Genomic DNA, 19,885 nt, shown 5'->3' with positions numbered 1-19,885 from the left:
CGTCCTGGACGACGACATCGAAGCCGTGGTGGTGTCCGCCGAGGACATCCGAACCAAGATCACCGAACTGGCAGGCGTGATCGACGCCGACTACGCCGACCGCGAACCGCTGCTGGTCGGCGTGCTCAAGGGCGCGGTGATGTTCATGTCCGACCTGGCCCGCGGGCTCAGCCGGCCTTCGACCATGGAGTTCATGGCCTGCAGCTCCTACGGCTCCTCCACGACGTCCTCCGGAGTGGTCCGCATCCTCAAGGACCTCGACCGCGACGTCACCGGGCGCGACGTCCTGATCGTCGAGGACATCATCGACTCGGGCCTGACCTTGTCATGGCTGCTGAAGAACCTGCAGGCCCGCAACCCTGCCTCGGTCGAGGTGGTGGCCCTGCTGCGCAAGCCGGATGCCGTGAAGGTGCCGGTCCAGGTGAAGTACATCGGCTTCGACATCCCGAACGAGTTCGTGGTGGGTTACGGCCTGGACTACGCCGAGCGCTACCGCGACCTGCCCTATATCGGACGACTCAAGCCTTCGGTCTACGGCGGGTAGCGCAGCTGCCCGCTCCGTAGGACGTGAGAGTCGTCTACGGCGGGTAGCGCAGCTGCCCGCTCCGTAGGCCGTGAGAGTCGTCTACGGCAGCGAGCGGCGCCACTGCGGCTAGCTCACATATCCTGGTGTGTGAGGAACTCCCTCGCTGCGTGCAGCGTTCGATTAACGCAGGCCTAGATGGCTGCGTGTACCGTCCGAACCAGCATTCCCGGCCCTTGATCAGGAGGACTCGCCCGGTTGTCACTGACCCGGGCGGACGCAATATGGATCGTAAGCGCCTAGCTCGCTCACCGATACTGTGGATCGCCGTCGCAGTCATCCTGCTCTTCGCCCTGCCGCAGATGCTGGCCGGCGAGAGCCCCTACAAGTCCGTCAAGACCTCTGAGGCGCTCTCCCAGATCACCTCGGGCAACGTCAAGTCGGCGACGATCCACGACAAGGAGTCGCGGGTCGAGCTCGACCTGAAGACCCCGTTCGCGGGCAAGAACAAGATCAGCGCGTCCTACCCCAGTGACTACACCCAGGCCCTGACCAACGACCTGCGAAGCAAGTCCGAGGGCGCGACCTTCGCCACGAAGCAGAGCAAGCAGAGCGCCCTGGTCAGCATCCTGCTGTCGTTGCTGCCGATCCTGCTGATCGTCGGCGTGCTGTTCTTCGTCATGTCCAACATGCAGGGCGGCGGCTCCAAGGTGATGAGCTTCGGCCGCAGCAAGGCCAAGCTGGTCAGCAAGGACACTCCCAAGACCACTTTTGCCGACGTCGCCGGCGCCGACGAGGCGATCGAAGAGCTCGAGGAGATCAAGGACTTCCTGTCCAACCCGGCCCGGTACCAGGCGATCGGGGCGAAGATCCCGAAGGGCGTCCTGCTCTACGGCCCGCCCGGCACCGGTAAGACGCTGCTTGCCCGCGCGGTGGCCGGCGAGGCCGGCGTGCCGTTCTACTCGATCTCTGGATCGGACTTCGTGGAGATGTTCGTCGGCGTGGGCGCCTCCCGGGTCCGCGACCTGTTCGAGCAGGCCAAGTCCAATGCCCCCGCGATCGTGTTCGTCGACGAGATCGACGCCGTCGGCCGGCACCGCGGCGCCGGCATGGGCGGAGGCCACGACGAGCGCGAGCAGACCCTTAACCAGTTGCTGGTCGAGATGGACGGCTTCGACGTCAAGGGCACCGTGATCCTGATCGCGGCCACCAACCGTCCCGACATCCTCGACCCGGCACTGCTGCGGCCCGGCCGCTTCGACCGCCAGATCGCCGTCTCGCCGCCCGACATCATCGGGCGCAGGGCGGTGCTGGACGTGCACGCCAAGGGCAAGCCGTTGGCTCCGGACGTCGACCTCGGCACCGTCGCCCGCCGCACCCCTGGTTTCACCGGCGCCGACCTGGCCAACGTGATCAACGAGGCCGCGCTGCTGACCGCCCGCCAGAACGGCCGCCTGATCACCAACGAGGCGCTGGAAGAGGCCATTGACCGGGTCATCGCAGGGCCTGAGCGCAAGACCCGGGCGATGAGCGAGAAGGAGAAGCGGGTCACCGCCTACCACGAGGGCGGCCACGCGCTGGCGGCCTGGGCGATGCCCAATCTCGACCCGGTGCACAAGGTCACGATCCTGCCCCGCGGCCGCTCGCTCGGGCACACCCTGGTGCTTCCGCTGGAAGACCGCTACACCCAGACCCGGGCCGAGATCCTCGACCAGCTGGTCTACGCCCTCGGTGGCCGTGCCGCTGAGGAACTGGTGTTCCACGAGCCGACCACCGGCGCCTCCAACGACATCGAGAAGGCCACCGCGCTGGCCCGCTCGATGGTCACCGAGTACGGCATGAGCGCCAAGCTCGGCGCGGTGAAGTACGGGACTTCGGACTCCCAGCCGTTCATGGGCCGCGACTACGGCCACCAGCGCGACTACTCCGAAGAGATCGCCGCCTGGATCGACGAGGAGGTGCGGGGGCTGATCGAGGCCGCGCACGACGAGGCGTGGGAGATCCTGGTGCAGTACCGCGACGTGCTGGACCAGCTGGTGCTGGAGCTGGCCGAGCGCGAGACGCTGAACAAGGAGGATCTCGAGCGGATCCTGGCGCCGGTGCACAAGCGCCCGCCGCACAGCACCTTCTCCGGTTTCGGCAAGCGCACTCCCTCTGACCGGCCGCCGATCGACATCCCGGTGGCGCTCTCGCGCTCCAACGGCACGGCCAACGGGCTGGCCAAGCACAGCGCGCCCCAGGGTGAGCCGCAGCCGGCCGGCTACCCGCCCACCGGCTATGACCAGCCGCAGGAAGCCACCGGTGACTCCCGCCAGCAGGCGCCGGGCTACTCGCCCACGCCGGATTACTTCCCGCCGGCGCCCGGCTATCCGCAGGCGCCCGGCTATCCGCCGCCGCAGAGCTATCCGCCGCTGGATGCCGGCTTCCCGTCCGGGCCGCCGTCCTCGGGCGCTTCGGCCGCGCCTGCCGCGCCCTCCGACAAGGGCTCGGGCAACCGGCCCGAAGACCATGAGACCCAGCAGCTGCCTGCCGTGGACCCAGGTCAGCCGAGCCGGTCGCACTGGCCTTTCGGCCAAGGCGATGATCATCGCTGAGCCGTCAGGCCGGGGCGCCAGATGAGCCAGGTCGACCTGGTTCGCGCCGAAGCTGCTGTCCGAGAGCTGTTGCTGGCGATCGGGGAGGACCCGGACCGCGAGGGCTTGCGTGACACCCCGGCGCGGGTCGCCCGCTCCTACGGTGAGATCTTCGCCGGCCTGCACGTCGAGCCCGAGGATGTGCTGCGCACCACGTTCGACGAGAACCACGACGAGTTGGTGCTGGTCAAGGAGATACCGCTGTACTCCACCTGCGAGCATCACCTGGTGACCTGGCACGGCACTGCGGCGGTCGGATACGTCCCGGGCGTGGAAGGCCGGCTCACCGGGCTGTCCAAGCTGGCGCGGCTGGTGGATCTGTACGCCAAGCGCCCCCAGGTCCAGGAGCGCTTGACCGCTCAGGTCGCCGACTCGGTGATGCGCAAGCTCGAGCCCCGCGGCGTCATCGTGGTGGTCGAGGCCGAGCATCTGTGCATGGCTATGCGCGGGATACGCAAGCCCGGCACCCGCACCATGACTTCGGCAGTCCGCGGCATCTTCAAGAGCGACCCCCGCACCCGGGCCGAGGCCATGAGCCTCATCCTCGGGCGATGACGAGCCCGCCCGGCTTACCGGAACGCGTCGATCGGCTGATCGTGATGGGCGTGTTGAACGTGACGCCGGACTCCTTCAGCGACGGCGGCCGTTATCCCGACCTCGACAGCGCAGTGGCGCACGCAAGGCAGATGAGCGCCCAGGGCGCTGACCTGATCGACGTCGGCGGCGAATCGACCAGGCCCGGCGCGGTCCGGGTGGCCGCCGCCGAAGAGGCCCGCCGGGTGCTGCCGGTGATCGGCGAGCTGGCGGCCGCCGGGCTGGCGGTCAGCGTCGACACCTACCGGGCCGCAGTCGCCGAGCAGGCCATCGCCGCCGGCGCCCGTGTCGTCAACGATGTCTCCGGTGGTCTCGGCGATCCCGACATGGCGCGGGTGGTGCGCGACGCCGGCTGCCCCTGGGTGCTGATGCACTGGCGGGGGCACTCGGCGAACATGGCCGCGCTGGCCCACTATGACGACGTGGTCGCCGACGTGCGCGCGGAGTTGATGACCCGGGTGGACCAGGCGCTGGCCGCCGGGGTGGCCGCCAGCCAGCTGGTGCTCGACCCGGGGCTCGGCTTCGCCAAGGGGGCTGCGCACAACTGGGCACTGCTGGCGCGCCTTGAGGCGCTCACCAGCACCGGCCTGCCGGTCCTGATCGGGTCCTCGCGCAAGTCGTTCCTCGGCTCGCTGCTTGCTGACTCCGATGGCCAGGCCCGTCCGACTTCAGGACGCGAGGCTGCCACCGCCGCGCTCACCATGTTCGCCGCGCTGAACGGCGCCTGGGGAGTCCGGGTGCACGAGGTGCCACCCAATGTCGATGCCGCGCTGGTGGCCGCGGCGATCCTGGCCGCGCGATGACCGGCCGCGAGGAACCCGACCGGATCTGTCTCAGCGGGCTGCGCGTGCGCGGGCGCCACGGGGTGTTCGACTTCGAGCGCGCCGACGGCCAGGACTTCGTGGTGGACGTCGAGCTGGAGTTCGACACCAGGGCGGCCGCTGCCAGCGACCAGCTCAGCGACACGGTGCACTACGGCGAACTGGCCGAGGCGCTGGCCGCGGTGATCGCCGGCGAACCCGTCAACCTGCTGGAGACGCTGGCCGGCCGGCTCTGCCGGGTGTGCCTGGCCGACGCGCGGGTCCAGGCCGCCACCGTCACCGTGCACAAGCCGCAGGCCCCGATCGCGCTGAGCTTCGGCGACGTGGCGGTGACCATTCGCCGCGAGCGCGCCGAAGTCGGCCGATGAGCAGCGCGGTGTTGTCGATCGGATCGAACATGGGTGATCGGCTGGCCCAGCTGCGCTCGGCTGTGGCCGCTCTCTCGCCCTACCTGACAGCGGCCTCGCCGGTGTTCCAGACGCCGCCCTGGGGCCCGGTCGAGCAGCAGCCGTTCCTGAACGCCGTCGTGCTGGTGGCCGATCCCACGGCCACCCCGGCTGACTGGTTGGCACGGGCCCAGGCCTGTGAGCAGGCGGCCGGTCGGACCCGTGAGCTGCGATGGGGCCCGCGCACGCTGGACGTGGACGTGATCACGGTCGACGACGTGCGCAGCGAGGACCCCGAGCTGACCTTGCCGCACCCGCGCGCAGCCGAACGCGCCTTCGTCCTGGTGCCGTGGTGGTCAGTCGAGCCGGAGGCCCAGCTGCCCGGCCGGGGCTCGGTGCTGCAGCTGATGCAAGCCCTGCCCGAGGACGAGGTCACCGCCGTGCGGTTGCTGCCGACAGCTGAGCTGTGGCCATGACGCGCCGGACCAGCCTCACCGACCTGCTGATCCCGTTCCTGTTGTCGGGCGTCGGGGTCTACTCGTTGCTGCGGATCGGCTACGAGTCGCTGCCGCCGTTGCAGTGGTTCACCGCGCTGCCGATCGCGGCTCTGGCCGTCGCCGAAGTGGTGATCGCTCGCCGGGTGCGGGCGGCGGTGCGACGCCAGCCGCGGACCAAGCCGATGACAGCGCTGGCGATCGCCCGAGCCGTGGCCCTGGGAAAGGCCACCGCGCTGGTCGCGGCATTGGTCGCCGGGGCCGCCGCGGCCCTGGTGCTGAAGCTGTTGCCCTCGGCCGGGCAGGCCAACATAGCCGGACAGGACCTGCGCGTCGGGTACTTGCTGCTGCTGGTCACCGCAGCGTTGCTGGGGGCGGGGTTGCTGCTGGAACGGGCCGGGGTGGATCCCCAGCACGACCGCCGCTGAGCTGATCGGTGGCCGAGCGGCCCCGCGGGGCACTGCTGAGGTTGCCATTGCGGTAGCCGCCTGCTGCCTTAAACTACCCGATATGCCCCGCCTCGCCACGTCGTGGACGTTCCAGCGGGTACCGCGGACAGCTGCTACCGCGGCCGCCGCCGGGCTCGGCGTTGCCGCCCTGTGCCTGGTGGTGTTCGGCACCAGCCAGAAGCTGCTGCAGCTCGGGGTGCTGCTCGGGTTGTGGTCGGCTCTCATCGCGGCCTTCAGAATCTTCGGAGCCGGGCACGGCCGGCCCGATAACCTCGCCGAGGCCGAACTCGCAGAGGCCCGGTCCCAGGCAGCGGAGTTGCACCGGGCCCAGCTCAAGGTGGTCGCCGCGCAACAGGAGCAACTGGAGGCGGCCAGGCAGGCCGGCTTCTCGCAGGAGATCGAACTGCGCCAGTTCGGGGAGCTGCAGTTCGCCCGCGAGGCCGCGGCCAGGCGGGCATCGGAACTGGAGTTGGAGATCTCGCTGCGGCGCGAGATCGAGCGGGTGCTGTCCGAACAGCTCGGTTCGCTGCGTGAGGAGGTAGCCGCGCTGCGCGCTGAAGTGGTGGACAAGCTGGGAGGGCAGCTGCGCCTGGAACGGATCGAGACCACCCGGGTGATCGGTTCAGACCTCGAGGCGTTGCAGCACGAGATCCGCCGGCTGGCCGCGGCCAAGCAGGAGAGCCTGGCCGCGCCGGTCCGCACGCTCGACCTAAGCCCGGCCCAGCCCAGCCGGCAGCGGCCCACTGAGGTCCTCGGCGCCGAACTGGTCGAGTTCCCGCCGGCCCCGGCCGCCGAACCACCGGCTGCCGGAGTGCGGGGCGTCCCGTCACCGGCCGGCGAACCACCCGCGGCGGAGCCCTCGAAGGCTTCTGAGGCCCAGCTCGCCATCGAGCGGCAGGCCGGCCGGCGCCGCGCTCCGGACCCTGAACCGATGCCGGCCCAGCGCTACCAAGGCAGGCGCCGGGCCGACGGCGAGCAGGCGGACCGGTTCGCCAGGCTGGACACCTAGTCGAGGCCGCAGGACCAGTCGCACGGGGCTCAGGCAGTGTTCGATGCCCGATGACGTGCACAGCAGGGGCGGAACTCAAACACTTCTCGCCCGGTTTGGCCGATAGGGTGGCTTCATGCAGAACGACGTGACGGAGCCAGAAAGCCGAACCCCCGGGCTCTGGCAGCTTGCGCTTCCGATCGCAGCGGACATGACGTTGATCTTCGCGGGCGGCGTCGCGGAGCTTTACTTCGTGAGCAGGGTGGGAGAGAACGCGGTTGCCGGGTACGCCGCGATGCTTCCGCTCATCCTGCTCGGGATCACCATCCTCCGGCTGTCTGCCCAGGGAGCCGGCTCGGTGATCGCCAGATACTGGGGCGCTGGGCGAGTCGACCTGGTGCGCGAAGCCCAGCAGGTCGCGATCGTCGTCTCCTTGGTCCTAGCCCTGGCCCTGGTGGCAGTCCTCATACCGTTGCGTGCGGAGATATCGCACGCCATGGGATTGTCCGGAGACGCAGCTGCTTATGGACAGCAGTACCTGATCGGCTGGTCAATCGGGCTCGCGCTCATCGCAGTCCGCTCTACGCTCACCGGCTTCCTGGCCGCCAGGGGCGACACGCGTACCGGGATGTGGGGGTCCGCGGCCGGCACTGTCACTGCTGTGGCGTTGAATCTGGCGTTACTTCCTTGGACAACCCGAACCGAGCATCCAGTGTTGGTCATAACGCTGGTGACGGCGTTCGGTCTGGTCGCGAACACGAGCGTCATCGCGCGCAAGGCGCGAGGTGTGATGCCGACGGGGGTGTGGCGAGAACGGCCTACAGGCAAGCGCGTGGCGGAGACGGCGCGGCAGATGGCCCGTGTCGTGATCCCTTCCACAGTGGAACCGGTGCAGTTCAACCTGTTCCTCATCGCGCTCACGGCGTTGGTGGCACGCCTGGGGACCGAGTCTCTGAGCGCGCGCGCCTACGTGGTCCAGGTGACCTCGCTGACGTTCTACTACTCGCTCTCCCTGGCGATCGCCACTCAGATCCGCGTGTCACAGGCCTACGGCGCTGAGGAGTTCGACGAGGTCCGTGCCCGACTGTGGAACGGGAGGGTCCGCGCAGTGGGCGGCGCGTTTGTCACCGCTGTCCTGATGTGGGCCATGGCTTCGCAGCTCATTCGCGCGTTCACAGACGATCCCGGGGTCCTGACTCTGGCGGCGCCCCTCTTCGCGATCGGGCTGGTGTTGGAGCCATTCCGCTCGATGAACGCTGTCACGGGATTCGCGCTGGTGGCGGTGGGAGACGGCAGGACCGTTGTCGTCGCTTCACTGGCCATAACGTGGCTGCTGGGACTGCCTTTGGCCTACCTGCTCGCCGTCCCGATGGATCTGGGCCTGCTGGGAATCTGGATCGCGATGGCAGCGGAAGAGGGGATTCGCTGCGCTGTGCTGACGCTGCGATGGAGATTGGGCCATTGGGCAAGGACGAGCGCCGTCCTGCCGAGCTAGGCACTCGCCACGGGCAAGCGGCCTCGCCTCAGTGATGCGAGCGGCAGCCGGGCCACGTCAGCGACCCGGCGTCCGCGCCCGAGCTCATCCTTGAGCGCCGTCGGAAGCTGTCGCGCGCGTGGTGAGGTCCACCGGCTCGGGGGCGTTTTCGCCCAGGCCGTGCCAGAGCAGTACGCGCCCGTCCCAGCTCGCCGTCAGGGGCTTGCCCTGTGCCCACGCCACGGTGCTGACCGCGCTGGTGTGCGCCACCAGAACGTGACAGTCCTCGACCTGGAGGCTGCTGGGGTCCAACACCCACACCCGCGCCGTGAAGTCGTAACTTCCGGTGAGCAGCATCGGCCGCCCGTCATCGCTCCACGCCACCGCCTTGACCGACTCGTCATGGCCGAGGAGGACCCTCAGCAGGGCGCCGCTGTCCAGGTCATAGATGCGCACTGTGCGGTCTCGCGCGACGGTCGCGACCAGACGCCTGCCGCCTACTGTCCCGACCGACACTGAGTTGATGAGCTCGCCGTGGCCCCGGTACACCCGCAGCGTCTGGCCGGAGGTGGTGATCAGCCTGGCCGTCCGGTCCGTCGACGCCGTCACGAGGGATGTGTCATCTACCCACGCCAGGTCCTTGACCGCGCCCTCATGCTCTTGCGACGAGCCGCGCTTGCCAAGCTCCTTGCCGTCCCAGGCGTAGAAATCGAGCCGACCCTCGTAGTCTGCGACGGCCAGAGTGCGACCGTCAGGCGACCAGCCGACTCGATTGATCGGGTGGTCACGCTTGAGGGAGACCAGCACTTGCTGGCTGTCGACGTCGAGCAACTCCACCCTGCCGGAGAACGTTCCATACGCTACGAGGCCAGGGTTGTCGGCAGACACCGCGACAGCGTTGACCAGGCTTCCGCCGGCAACGGCGATCTCTTCGCCTGCGGTCGCGCCAGACCGCCAGACCCGCAGGGTCCCGTTGTCCGCTCCGGCAACGACAAGATCGGAGCCGACGGCGAGGTGGTTCACGCCGAGCGTGCCGGGCCCCGGAGTCACGAATTGTTCCACCGCGGTGTCAGCGGCAGTCGGCCTGAGATCGTCGCCGTCAACGGGTAGCAGCGCAGGGCGGGTGCCCATCGAACCGACGATGAGGGTTCGCCCGTCGTGCGACCAATCCAGGGACCTCGGCCACAGCTGCGGCCCGACCCAGCTCTTGACGATCTCGCCCGAGTCGACGTGCCAGATCGCGACGGTGCTGTCGTACGCGCCGACTGCGACGTGACGCCCGTCGGAGGACCACGCCACCGCCTTGACGGCTGCGACGTAGGGCCCGATCTTGGTCACCAGGCTCCCGTCGGGCTTGACGATGTGGACGAACCCGTCGTCGCAGCTGGCGGCCAGGAGCGTGCCGTCCGGAGACCAGCGGCACATCTCCACGTGGCCTGAGCGATCCAGCTCGCCGACTGGGTTGACCTGCGCATCCCAGATCTTGATCCGGGCGTCCTCGCCGCAGGTGGCGATCAGGCCGTTGCGCGAGGTGTCGACGGCCATGCAGTGATCGGAGTGGAACATGGCCCCGGCGGCCATCGTGCCGGCCTCGACGTCCCAGACCCGGCCAGTGCCGTCCTGGCTCACCGTGACTATCCGGTCCTCGCCCAGCCACGCGATGGAGTTGATGTCGTCCGGCTGGCGTGCGAGCACCTGTAGCACCTGCCCGGTCGCGACGTCCCAGATGCGGCAGGTCTTGTCCGCCGAGCCGCTGGCGAGAAGGCGTCCTGAGGGCGAGAAGCGCACCACGTTGACGAGGCGGAAGTGACGGCCCACCCAGAGGGGGTCGGCCTGCTGGCGGTTCCACAGGACCACTCGGCCGTCGTAACTGCCACTGGCGTAATGCTCGCTGTCGGGAGCGAAAGCCACCGTGGTCTGAGGCGATGCGTGAGCGTCGGCTGCCACGGCTGTAGCCGGGGAAAGGACGTCAACCTCGTACACGATTACCTCTTTCATCCTGGGCGCGCTCACGCGCCAACGAGTGAGTGTCTCTGGTCAAGAAAGGGGCGGGCTGGCGCTAGGGCAACTCGATCGCGTGGCGACCGTGCTCGATCTTCGCGCGGAGATAGCCCGCGTTGTGGGTGTTGACGTACACACCGGTGGGGTGTTGTGCGACGGCAATCCCGTAGCTCTGTAGCTGCGAGACCTTGTCGGGGTTGTTCGTGAGCAGGCGAACGGATCTCACGTTGAGTGCCTGCAGCATTTGCGCTGCCTGCTCGTAGTCTCTCGGGTCTTCCTCGAAGTGCAGCGCGCGGTTTGCCTCGTAGGTGTCCAGGCCCTGCTCCTGGAGCAGGTAGGTGTCCAACTTGTTGTACAGACCGATGCCGCGCCCCTCCTGCCGCAGGTAGAGGATGATCCCGCCCTCTGCGTGGCAGGCCCGAATGGCTTCGCGAAGCTGCGGTCCGCAGTCGCAGCGGCCGGACCCGAACGCGTCGCCGGTCAGGCATTCGGAGTGCAAACGCACGAGCGGGGCCTGGGCCTCCTGCCACCCGTCGAAGACGAGCGCGACGTGCTCAAGGCCGTCAGTGAGCGCATCGAATGTCACAGCGGTCGCAGAAGCGAATTCGCCTTCATGAAGGCGCAAGGGCATCGTGACCTGTTTTCTGATGACTGCAGGCGGAAAGCTCGGTATCTCTTGGCTGATGTCAAGCACGGCCGACACACCCCTTAGTTTCCCTGTTACCGACGTCGCGCGCTCCCTGGCAGGAGGCAGCTTCGGCCCGCATAGTGACTGCTCGGCCGAACAAGTCAGCGGAAATATACCCTAAACTCGATCTTTCACCTACCCTCGATCTTCAATAAGCATGGCTTGCGGGGGCCGTCGGCTTGGCAGGACGGGGTCGCGTTGTCGCGACCTTTAATATGGCGCGTCGGTGGTGTTTGTCCGAGTCCCGGGGGCCGCCGCTACGCGTGAAACTGGCAGGATGGCCGCAGATATCGTCGCGAAGGGAAGGCTGATGGATACAGCAGCTACACCGCAGACTGGACCTGAGTTCTACGACGACCCGAATACCTTCAACGGATACATGCAGGTTCGCAACGGCCCCGACGATGCGAATCTGCGCCTTGAGCAGCCTTCGGTTCAGGAGTTCGTCGGGCGGCCCGAGGGCTTGGCGGTGCTTGACCTGGGCTGCGGCGACGGGCGTTACGGCTTGGAGCTGCTGGAGGCAGGGGCTCAGTCCTACCTCGGGGTCGACGGCAGTTCTCGGATGCTGGAAGCCGCCAGAGAACGGCTCGGCGAGGACTCGCGGGTGCGGCTGGTCCACGCGGACCTTCAGGAGTGGAACCCCGACGGCATCGAGGTCGACGTGGTGGTCGCGCGGATGAGTTTTCACTACATCCCTGACTTGACGGATTTGCTAAGGCGCGTGCGGTCATGCCTGCGGCCCGGAGGAAGATTGGTCGCCTCAGTGGAGCACCCCGTCATCACCAGCAACTACGACCAGGCCGATTTGGCCCCCGGGGCCGGCAGGTGGGCGGTCTCGGGCTACTTCAGAGAAGGGCCGCGAATTTGCCCTTGGCTGGGGTCTGAAGTCGTTAAGCAACACCGGACCATCGCCTCCTATCTATCCGCACTGTCGCACGCTGGATTCGCACTCGAGGGCCTGTCAGAAGGAGCTCCTCGAAGAGACGAATTCGAGTACCCCAGTAATTTCGAGCGTGCTGAGGACGTGCCCTTTTACCTTATCCTCTGCGGTAGGGCCGAGTGATCGCAGTGGATTTTCCACTGTTGACACCGCCGTGGGCGAGCTGTAAACGATCCGGAGGTAGTTGAAAGATGTCCCGTCCCGCGGTCTCTGTGCTGATGCCCACCTATAACCAGGCGCTCTTCTTGCCCAGGGCACTGCACAGCCTGACCCACCAGACCGTCGGGGATTGGGAACTCATCGTTGTCAACGATGGGTCGACCGACGACACCGAGCAGGTCCTGCAGAGCTACCGCGACGATCGGATCGTCTATCACCGGCATGAGGTCAACCAGGGACTCGGGGCGGCTCTGACCAGAGCGCTTGAGTTAGCTCGCGGTCGGCACATCGCCTATCTCCCCTCTGACGACTACTTCGACCCGGCGCACCTTGAGGATGGCTTGGCGCTGCTGGAGCAGTTCCCTGACTGCTACGCCGCCTATGGCGGCGTCCGCTGGTGGCAGACGACGGAGGCGAGCAAGCCCTTCCGCGTCCGCGTCGAGATGCCGACGCTCAGAGGCGCTGAGGTGGTCGGTGAGGAGGCGGCGTTCCTGGCTCGGACCGAGGAGACGCCGTTCGAGGATCTACGCAACGGCAACCTCCTGGCACTTGTCCAGGTGATTCACCGCAGGGACCTCGAGCACAAGGTCAGCTGGCCGACGAGGGCCGAGGGCGTGTCGGACACCCTCGAGATCGACTACTGGCGGTCGTTGGCCGCGCAGGGAGCCACGTTCAAGCACACCGGCGAGATCTCGTGCGAGTGGGGTGACCACCCGGATCAGAGACACAAGATCATCGGGGGCCGCGGGTACATCCACCCGACTGAGCCGACGGGACGAGGATTCGGCTTAGCCAGGTATCGCCAACACTATGGGATCCGGACCGGCGAGAAGATCAACTGGAAGACCTCGTTCTGGAGCCTGCCGCACGATCAGAACGCGCGTTACGGCCCGCTCGAGGAGGATCAGAACGCTGGCTCCCATGCCGTGCCCGTGGGGGAACGGCTGCGCGTGTTGGTCGCCGGCGAGCTCGGGTTCAACCCGGAGCGGCTGCTGGCGATGTCTGAGCAGGGGCACTCGCTGTACGGCATGTGGACCCAGACACCGCAGGCCTGGCAGACCGTGGGGCCCTTGCCGTTTCAGGGAGTCACCGACGTGCCCTTCGACGAGCACTGGAAGGAGCGAGTGAAGGAGATCGCTCCCGACTTCATCTATGCGCTGCTGAACTGGCAAGCCCTGCCCCTCATCGAAAGCGTTCTGGCAGCCCGACTCGACATCCCCATCGTCTTCCACTTCAAGGAGAGCCCGTTCTTCGCGATGGAGATGGGGCTCTGGCCGACGCTCGTCACGGCTCTGAGGCAAAGCGCCGGAGTCGTGCTGATCAACGACGAGTCACGCGAGTTCCTTGAGATCCACAGCGGTGTCGACCTCAGCGATGACCGCGTCCTGATCCTCGACGGCGACCTTCCGAAGGGCAATTGGTTCACCGAGGAGTGGTCGCCCAAGCTGTCCAGTCAGGACAACGAGATTCACACGGTGTGCGTTGGCCGCGTGAAAGTCGAAAGCAGGTCGTTTCTCGAGCCGATGCCCGTGCTGGCTGCGGCGGGAATCCATGTTCACGTGTATGGCGAGACGTACCAGAAGTGGAGCAGCGAGTGGATCGAGACCGGAGCCGATAGCCGGTTCATGCACCTGCACCCGAACGTGGAGCCAAAGGACTGGGCACGGGAACTCTCGCAGTATGACGCGGCCTGGCCGCACGTGCATCAGAGCAGCAACAAGGGTGACTTGCGGCGCGCGCAGTGGGACGACCTGAACCTTCCTGGACGCCTCGGAACGTACTCGGTGGGCGGGCTTCCACTGATCGTCGCCGAGAACGCCGGGCACCGGGTGGCGATCCGGAACCTCGCGGAGAAGCTCGATATCGCGATTTCCTTCGAAGGCATCCCGGACCTCGCCGCAAAGCTGGGCGACCGTTCGCACCTGGCCCGATTGACAGATAACGCGCGCGCCGCGGGACAGTTCTTCAACTTCGACGAGCAGCTGCCCCGTCTCCTGGAGTTCTGCCGCCGTGTCACGCGGGTCGGGTCCGGCGGATAAGCGCACGGACGTGCCGGCGTGTGCGTGCTGGCTAGGCGAACCGCGTCCCTAGTAGGCTCCTCTCATGCCCATGGTCTTGCGATTCGAGCTCTTCCCCGTGGACATCGATCGCTCAGTTGACTTCTACACCAGCGTTCTGGGCTTCAAGGTCGACGCCGACAAGCGCGACTCGTCGCACCCCTACGCGTCCCTACGGCGTGATGGCGTGGTCATCGGCCTCTCGCCGAGACCGTCGAGTGGGCCCCAGGAATACAGACGGCCTCCGACGGGTGTCGAGGTGGTGCTTGAGGTTGACGACCTGGATGCGGAGTACGAGTCGGTGCGGCAGGCGGGCGGGGAAGTGACTGAGGGCCTTCGCCGGCAACCGTGGGGGCTCACCGACTTTCGCATCTGCGACCCGGACGGCTACTACCTCCGAATCACCGAGCACCAAGCCGACTAGACAGCCCGGATGAGCCCCGGGTCGTGGTCGGGTCACCGGCGCGCCTTCGGATCCGTCTGGCCTACTAGTCTTTACGCGTGATCCAATCCGGTGACGCCCCGCGGTTGCGGGTTGCCGTCGTCGGGGTCGGCCGGGTGGGATCGGTGCTCGGCGCCGCGCTGGGCCGGGTGGGCCATCAGGTGGTGGCCGGCACCGGCGTCAGCGCCGAGTCGCAGCGGCGGGCGGAGCGGTTGCTGCCCGGTGTGCCACTGGTGCCTGCCGACGAGGCGGTGGGACAGGCTGACCTGGTGTTGCTGACGGTGCCTGACACCGAGCTTGCCGGCCTGGTCCAGGGATTGGCGGCCACCGGCGCCTGGCAGGCCGGTCAGCTGGCGGTCCACACTTCCGGGGCCAGCGGCATCGCGATCTTCGCCCCGGCGGTCGGCGCCGGCGTGGTCGGCATGGCGCTGCATCCGGTGATGACCTTCGCCGGGCGCCCAGAGGATCTGCAGCGCCTGGATGGCGTGGCCTTCGGCATCACCGCGCCCGAGGAGTTCCGTCCGGTCGCCGAAACCCTGGTGCTCGAACTCGGCGGCGAGCCGGTCTGGGTGCCCGAGTCCGCCCGGCCGGGCTATCACGCCGCCCTGGCGATGGGCTCCAACCACCTGGTGACCCTGGTCAACGACTCCCGCGACGTGCTGGCATCGGCCGGGGTCGAGGACCCCACCCGGTTGCTCGCGCCGCTGCTGGGCGCCTCGCTGGACAACGCGCTGCGCCTGGCCGACGAGGCGCTGACCGGCCCGGTTTCGCGCGGGGACCGTGGCACCCTGGAGGCTCACATCCGGGCCCTGCGGGGCACCGCCTATCTGCAGCCGTACCTGGCGATGGCGCTGCGCACCATGCAGCGCGCGCACGCGGCCGGCCGGCTGACTCGGCTGCAGTGCGCCGACCTGCTCGAAGGCATCGAGCACGCCGAAGGCGACAGCCGGTGACCCGGCTGGTCCGTACCCGCGGCGAGCTGGCCGCTGCGCGGGCGGTGCTGGTCCAGGAGCTGGGCGCGCAGGCGAGCCTGGGGATGGTGCCGACGATGGGCGCCCTGCACGCCGGCCATGTGGCGCTGATCGACGCTGCCCGAGCCAGTTGCGCCGCGGTGGTGACCAGCATCTTCGTCAACCCCATGCAGTTTCATCAGGCCGGCGACCTGGCGCGCTATCCGCGCCAGCTGCAGGAGGATCTGGCGCTGTGCGAGCAGCGCGGGGTGGACCTGGTGTGGGCGCCGGAGGTGGCCGACATCTATCCCGAGGGCCCGGCCCAGGTGTGGGTCACCGCCGGCGAGCTGGCTGACCAGCTGGAGGGCCCGGACCGGCCGGGCCACTTCGACGGCGTCCTGACCGTGGTCACCAAGCTGTTCGCCGCCGTCCGGCCGCACCGGGCGTTCTTCGGCGAGAAGGACTATCAGCAGCTGATGCTGATCCGGCGGATGGTTCGCGATCTGGGCCAGGAGGTGCAGGTGGTCGCGGTGCCGACCGTCCGCGAGCCGGACGGGTTGGCGCTGTCAAGCCGTAACGTGCTGCTGTCGCCGTCTGAACGGGTCAGCGCGCGGTGGCTGAGCGCCGCGCTGATGGCAGGTCAGAACGCCGCCGGGTCCGCCGAGGCGGTGCTGGCCGCCGCCGGTCAGGTGCTGGAGGCCGCTGAAGGGGTGGACGTGGACTATCTCGAACTGCGCGATGCCGAACTCGGCCCGGCGCCGGAGACGGGGCCGGCCAGGCTGCTGGTAGCGGCCCGGATCGGATCGATCAGGCTGATCGACAACGTCGCCGTGGAGCTGGGCCGATGAGCCTTCCCCAGCGGCTGCTGGCGCCGGCTCCGGGCTGGATCGTCGAAACCGACGTGGTGGTGATCGGCTCCGGGATCGCCGGGCTCACCACTGCCCTGCGGATCGCGGCCGGCTCGGCGGCCGCTCCGGGGGCTGGCGCGACGGATGGTTCCCGGACCGGCTCCGGCCTGCGGGTGCTGGTGGTGACCAAGGACGTGCTGGCCGCCGGTTCCACCCGGTGGGCGCAGGGCGGCATCGCCGCCGCGCTGGGGCCCGATGACACCGCTGAGGCGCACCTGCAGGACACCCTGGTGGCCGGCGTCGGCATCTGCGACGTCGACGCGGTCCGGGTGCTGGTCGATGAGGGGCCGCAGGCGGTCCGGGAGCTGATCGAGCTGGGCACCCGCTTCGACCGCTCCAGCACCGGCGAGCTGTCCTTGACCCGGGAGGGCGGGCACCACGCCGATCGGATCGCCCATGCCGGCGGTGACGCCACCGGCGCCGAGATCGAGCGGGCGCTGGTCTCGGCGGTGCTGGCCTCGCCCGGCATCGAGGTGATCGAGCACGCGCTGGTGCTGGACCTGCTGCCCACCGCGGCCGGTGGTGTCGGCGCGGTCACCCTGCACGTGATGGGCGAGGGGCAGCTGGACGGGGTCGGAGCGGTCCGCGCCCGGGCCTTCGTGTTGGCCACCGGGGGCATCGGCCAGGTCTACGCCGCCACCACCAACCCGTCGGTCTCCACCGGCGACGGGGTGGCGGCGGCGTTGCGGGCCGGAGCGGTGATCCGTGACCTGGAGTTCGTGCAGTTCCACCCGACGGTGCTGTGGCTCGGCGGCAGCGCGGCCGGCCAGCAGCCGCTGGTGAGTGAGGCGGTGCGCGGCGAGGGCGCGGTGCTGGTCGACGAGCAGGGGACCAGGTTCATGCAGGGCCAGCACGAGCTGGCCGACCTCGCTCCGCGCGACGTGGTGGCCAAGGCGATCCTGCGTCGGATGCGCGAGACCGGCGCCGAGCATGTCTGGCTGGACGCGCGGCATTTCGGCGCGGAGAAGTGGCGGGTGCGGTTCCCCACGATCCTGGCCACGTTGACCTCGCTGGGGCTGGACCCGGTGACCCAGCTCATCCCGGTGGCGCCGGCCTGCCATTACGCCTCCGGCGGCGTCGCCACCGACCTGACCGGGCGCACCTCGGTGCCCGGGCTGTACGCCTGCGGCGAGGTCGCCTGCACCGGGGTGCACGGCGCCAACCGGCTCGCTTCGAACTCGCTGCTGGAAGGCCTGGTCTTCGGCCGCCGGATCGCGGCCGACGTGCTGAGCACCGTGCCGGCCGGCGCGCCGCTGCTCGACCTGGGCATCGACGTGCGTGGCAAGGGCATCGCCGCGGCCGGTATCCGGCGGCCGCTGCAACAGGAGATGTCCGCCGACGCAGGGGTGATCCGTGACGCCGCGGGCCTGCGCCGGGCCGCCGGCAGCCTGCAGAAGCTGGCCGCTCAGCGCAGCAGCGATCCGGGCACCGAGTCGTGGGAGGCCACTAACCTGCTGACGGTGGCCAGCGCCCTGGTGACCGCAGCCCGGCGTCGGGAGGAGACCCGTGGCGCGCACTGGCGCGAGGACTTCGCCGAGCGCGATGACCAGAACTGGTGCGGGCACCTGGATCTGCGGCTCGGGCCGGACGGCACCATCTCCACCGACTACGTTCGCAGTTCCCACCACGCCAGCCAACCCACCAGCGAACACCTGAGGACCGGGGCATGAGCCACTCGATAGATCCGGCGATACTGCAGGCCCTGGACGCGGCCGGCTTGAGCGTGGCGCTGGTGTCAGACCTGGTGGACCGGGCGCTGGCCGAGGACCTGGCCGACGGCCCCGACGTCACCACCACGGCCACCATCGCCGGCGACCAGACCGGGCAGGCCGACGCGGTGCCCCGCGAGGCCGGGGTGGTCGCCGGCCTGGCCGTGGCCGGCTACGTCTTCGCGGCGGTGGGGCAGGGCCGGGTGCGGGTGCGGATCCAGGCCGTGGACGGCAGCCTCGTGCGACCCGGCGAGGTGCTGCTCAGCGCGTCGGGGCCGGTCCGGGACCTGCTCACCGCCGAGCGGACCGCGCTGAACCTGCTGACCCACCTGTCCGGGGTGGCCACCCTCACCCGGATCTGGACCGAGACCATCCGCGGCACGGGCGCCAGCATCCGCGACACCCGAAAGACCATGCCGGGCCTGCGTGCGCTGGAGAAGTACGCGGTGCGCTGCGGGGGCGGGGTGAATCATCGGATGTCGCTGTCGGACGCCGCGCTGATCAAGGACAACCACATCGCCGCGGCCGGTTCGGTGAGCAAGGCGTTCGAGCTGGTCCGCGCGGCCGCCCCGGCGCTGCCGGTGGAGGTCGAGGTGGACACGGTGGCCCAATGCGAGGAGGCGATCCGGGCCGGGGCCGAACTGGTCCTGCTGGACAACATGAACCTGGCCGAGCTCAGAAGCTGCGTGGCGCTGGCCGCCGACGCGGGCGGCCGGGTCAAGCTCGAAGCCTCCGGCGGGTTGAGCCTGCAGGTGGCCGCCGCGGTCGCCGGCACCGGTGTGGACTACCTGGCGGTGGGCGCCCTGACCCATTCGGCGCCGGTCCTCGACATCGGATTGGACCTGAGCGCGGACCTGAGCGCGGGACCGGCGCTAAGCGGAGCGGGAGCTGACGCCTGATGCTGCTGGCCATCGACATCGGCAACACCAACACCGTCCTGGGAATCTTCGAGGGCGAGCAGTTGGTGCATTCGTGGCGGGTCAAGACCGATGCCCGCAACACAGCTGACGAGCTGATGCTCACCTTTTCCGGCCTGCTGCAGGACGTGCCGGTGACCGCGATCTCGGGCTGCTCCACGGTGCCCGCCGCGCTGCGCGAGCTGCGGGCGATGCTCAGCCGGTACTGGCCCGGGATACCGACCGTGCTGGTCGAACCGGGCATCAAGACCGGGGTGGCGCTGCTGTTCGACAACCCCAAGGAGGTCGGTGCGGACCGGATCGTCAACACCTTGGCGGCCTTTCACCTGGTCAACGGCCCGGCCATCGTGGTGGACTTCGGCACCTCCACCAACTTCGACGTGGTCAGCGGCAAGGGGGAGTTCCTCGGCGGGGCGTTGGCCCCGGGCATCGAGATCTCGCTGGACGCCCTGGCAGCCCGGGCCGCCCAGTTGCGCAAGGTCGAGCTGGTCGCGCCTCGGTCCCCGATCGGCAAGAACACCGTCGAGGCGCTGCAGTCAGGCATCCTCTACGGCTTCGCCGGCCAGGTGGACGGCCTGGTCAGGCGGATCGCGACCAGCCTGGTCCCCGAGGCGCCGGGCTCGGTCGAGGTCATCGCGACCGGGGGCCTGGCCTCGCTGGTGGTGGAGCACGCCGAGACCGTCAACCGGCACGAGCCCGACTTGACGCTGCTGGGGCTGCGGCTGATCTTCGAACGCAACCTGTGAGCGGAT

19 protein-coding genes are annotated in these 19,885 nt (G+C 68.8%); 17 read left to right on the top strand and 2 right to left on the bottom strand.

Features of this window, described 5'->3' with window-relative positions; genetic code table 11:
* Positions 1-4 precede the first annotated feature (4 nt).
* The 9 genes from hpt (at position 5) to VGB75_15155 (ending at position 8,383) form a co-directional block, all read left to right on the top strand.
* Complete coding sequence (gene hpt, locus VGB75_15195) at positions 5-544, top strand: hypoxanthine phosphoribosyltransferase (protein ID HEY0168386.1); 540 nt, start codon at positions 5-7, stop codon at positions 542-544.
* A gap of 263 nt (positions 545-807) precedes the next feature.
* Entirely contained in the window at positions 808-3,117 is a 2,310-nt protein-coding gene (gene ftsH, locus VGB75_15190) for an ATP-dependent zinc metalloprotease FtsH (GenBank protein ID HEY0168385.1), read from the top strand.
* Between the two features lie 21 nt (positions 3,118-3,138).
* Entirely contained in the window at positions 3,139-3,711 is a 573-nt protein-coding gene (gene folE / locus VGB75_15185; protein ID HEY0168384.1) for a GTP cyclohydrolase I FolE, read from the top strand.
* Positions 3,708-4,553, top strand: coding sequence for a dihydropteroate synthase (folP, locus tag VGB75_15180; GenBank protein ID HEY0168383.1), 846 nt, complete (start codon positions 3,708-3,710; stop codon positions 4,551-4,553). The genes folE and folP overlap by 4 nt, the downstream gene beginning before the upstream one ends.
* Complete coding sequence (gene folB, locus VGB75_15175) at positions 4,550-4,939, top strand: dihydroneopterin aldolase (GenBank protein HEY0168382.1); 390 nt, start codon at positions 4,550-4,552, stop codon at positions 4,937-4,939. Before folP ends, folB begins: the two co-directional genes overlap by 4 nt.
* Positions 4,936-5,433, top strand: a complete 498-nt coding sequence (gene folK / locus VGB75_15170) for a 2-amino-4-hydroxy-6-hydroxymethyldihydropteridine diphosphokinase (GenBank protein HEY0168381.1) — start codon at positions 4,936-4,938, stop codon at positions 5,431-5,433. Before folB ends, folK begins: the two co-directional genes overlap by 4 nt.
* Positions 5,430-5,879: a DUF3180 family protein gene (locus VGB75_15165; protein HEY0168380.1), complete on the top strand. Its 450-nt coding sequence runs from the start codon at positions 5,430-5,432 to the stop codon at positions 5,877-5,879. The genes folK and VGB75_15165 overlap by 4 nt, the downstream gene beginning before the upstream one ends.
* 82 nt (positions 5,880-5,961) lie before the next feature.
* Positions 5,962-6,909: a hypothetical protein gene (locus VGB75_15160; protein HEY0168379.1), complete on the top strand. Its 948-nt coding sequence runs from the start codon at positions 5,962-5,964 to the stop codon at positions 6,907-6,909.
* A 115-nt stretch (positions 6,910-7,024) separates the two neighbouring features.
* Entirely contained in the window at positions 7,025-8,383 is a 1,359-nt protein-coding gene (locus tag VGB75_15155; GenBank protein ID HEY0168378.1) for an MATE family efflux transporter, read from the top strand.
* A gap of 84 nt (positions 8,384-8,467) precedes the next feature.
* Here the strand turns inward: VGB75_15155 and VGB75_15150 are convergent, their stop codons facing one another.
* Both VGB75_15150 and ribA read right to left on the bottom strand, forming a co-directional pair.
* Entirely contained in the window at positions 8,468-10,360 is a 1,893-nt protein-coding gene (locus VGB75_15150; protein HEY0168377.1) for a WD40 repeat domain-containing protein, read from the bottom strand.
* A 61-nt stretch (positions 10,361-10,421) separates the two neighbouring features.
* Entirely contained in the window at positions 10,422-11,057 is a 636-nt protein-coding gene (ribA, locus tag VGB75_15145) for a GTP cyclohydrolase II (protein HEY0168376.1), read from the bottom strand.
* A gap of 271 nt (positions 11,058-11,328) precedes the next feature.
* On the opposite strand from ribA, the gene VGB75_15140 reads away from it, so the two are divergent.
* The 8 genes from VGB75_15140 to VGB75_15105 all read left to right on the top strand — a co-directional run bounded on the left by VGB75_15140 (position 11,329) and on the right by VGB75_15105 (position 19,879).
* Positions 11,329-12,114, top strand: a complete 786-nt coding sequence (locus tag VGB75_15140; GenBank protein HEY0168375.1) for a class I SAM-dependent methyltransferase — start codon at positions 11,329-11,331, stop codon at positions 12,112-12,114.
* Between the two features lie 68 nt (positions 12,115-12,182).
* The gene (locus tag VGB75_15135) at positions 12,183-14,189 is read left to right on the top strand and encodes a glycosyltransferase family A protein (protein ID HEY0168374.1); all 2,007 of its coding nucleotides are present in this window, start codon (positions 12,183-12,185) and stop codon (positions 14,187-14,189) included.
* A gap of 64 nt (positions 14,190-14,253) precedes the next feature.
* Positions 14,254-14,631, top strand: a complete 378-nt coding sequence (locus tag VGB75_15130) for a VOC family protein (GenBank protein HEY0168373.1) — start codon at positions 14,254-14,256, stop codon at positions 14,629-14,631.
* 77 nt (positions 14,632-14,708) lie between these two features.
* On the top strand, positions 14,709-15,602 hold the full coding sequence (locus VGB75_15125; protein ID HEY0168372.1) for a DUF2520 domain-containing protein: 894 nt from the start codon (positions 14,709-14,711) through the stop codon (positions 15,600-15,602).
* Positions 15,599-16,447: a pantoate--beta-alanine ligase gene (gene panC, locus VGB75_15120; GenBank protein ID HEY0168371.1), complete on the top strand. Its 849-nt coding sequence runs from the start codon at positions 15,599-15,601 to the stop codon at positions 16,445-16,447. Before VGB75_15125 ends, panC begins: the two co-directional genes overlap by 4 nt.
* Positions 16,444-18,177: an L-aspartate oxidase gene (locus VGB75_15115; GenBank protein ID HEY0168370.1), complete on the top strand. Its 1,734-nt coding sequence runs from the start codon at positions 16,444-16,446 to the stop codon at positions 18,175-18,177. Before panC ends, VGB75_15115 begins: the two co-directional genes overlap by 4 nt.
* On the top strand, positions 18,174-19,115 hold the full coding sequence (gene nadC / locus VGB75_15110; protein HEY0168369.1) for a carboxylating nicotinate-nucleotide diphosphorylase: 942 nt from the start codon (positions 18,174-18,176) through the stop codon (positions 19,113-19,115). The genes VGB75_15115 and nadC overlap by 4 nt, the downstream gene beginning before the upstream one ends.
* Positions 19,115-19,879 (top strand): type III pantothenate kinase, encoded by a 765-nt coding sequence (locus tag VGB75_15105; GenBank protein HEY0168368.1) that lies wholly within the window; start codon positions 19,115-19,117, stop codon positions 19,877-19,879. Before nadC ends, VGB75_15105 begins: the two co-directional genes overlap by 1 nt.
* The last annotated feature ends 6 nt before the right edge of the window (positions 19,880-19,885 follow it).

The sequence above is a fragment of the Jatrophihabitans sp. genome, from assembly GCA_036399055.1.
Classification (GTDB): domain Bacteria; phylum Actinomycetota; class Actinomycetes; order Mycobacteriales; family Jatrophihabitantaceae; genus Jatrophihabitans_A.
Note: the sequence above shows the minus strand (reverse complement) of the source record. Positions and strands in the feature narration are given on the sequence as shown.